This window comes from bacterium (assembly GCA_040755795.1).
GTDB lineage: Bacteria > UBA9089 > CG2-30-40-21 > CG2-30-40-21 > SBAY01 > JBFLXS01.
This window is the reverse complement of the sequence record JBFLXS010000769.1, coordinates 1-1014: the sequence shown is the minus strand read 5'-3', so window position 1 is coordinate 1014 and position 1014 is coordinate 1. Positions and strand designations below refer to the sequence as shown.

Annotated in this window: 1 protein-coding gene; it reads left to right on the top strand. The window is 35.1% G+C overall.

Annotated features, from left to right (window positions below; translation table 11 throughout):
* Positions 1-274: 274 nt before the first annotated feature.
* A partial coding sequence (locus AB1414_21540; protein MEW6609995.1) for an Rpn family recombination-promoting nuclease/putative transposase occupies positions 275-1014 on the top strand: 740 nt, incomplete at its 3' end.

Sequence of the window (1014 nt, the reverse complement as noted above, 5' to 3'; positions counted from 1 at the left end):
TTTGCGTTACTACTTTGTGCCCTTTGCGATTTATCCTTTTTTAATCGCAAAGAACGCAAAGAAATCGACCGCAAAGAACGCAAAGATTAAAGGAGAAAAGAATCATAGAAAATTCACGAAACTCCAGTTAATTTCATTTTTTTTAATAATATCTCCCTATCTCCTTAATCTCCACATCTCCTTTAGTTACACCACCTGAACGCTTACAGGATTTTTTTGTTGACTTCGGGACTCTTTTATAGTATAATTTAACAATAGCAAAGGAGGAAGCCGTATGCACTTTTTAGATGTCAAGACAGATTTTGCCTTTAAAAAGGTGTTTGGAAGTGAAGGTTCAAAGGATATTCTTATCAGCTTTTTAAATTCCATCGTTAAATTCAAGGATGATAGCATTATTGAGGATTTAACTATTGTTGACCCCTATCAAATACCATTGCTGAAGGGTATGAAAGATACTTATGTTGATGTTAAGGCAAGACTATCCAATGGTAATATTGTAATTATTGAGATGCAGGTTTTAAACTACGAAGGTCTGGAGAAAAGGATTCTGTATAATGCCGCCAAGGCATATTCTACTCAACTTTTAACTGGGGAACAGTATTTTTTATTAAACCCTATTATTGCGATTACGATTACAGATTTTGAGATGTTTAGTGAATTTTCGAAGGTTATTAGTTACTTTAAATTAAAAGAGAAGGATGAGTTAGTAGAGTATAGTGGGGATATTGAATTGATTTTCATAGAGTTGCCGAAGTTCACAAAAGAAGAGAACGAATTGGAGAATATTACGGATAGATGGATATATTTTATCAAGAATGCTGGTAATTTAGAGTATATACCGAAGACCTTGGAGAAGGAAGTAGAGATAAAGAGGGCATTTGAGATAGTAAACCAGGCTGGATTGAGTGCTGAGGAATTAGAGATGCAGTTTAAGCGGAAAGACTTTATTTACATCCAGCAGGCATCTATAAGGTATGCTGAGAAGAAGGGGATGGAAAGGGGAATGGAGAAGGG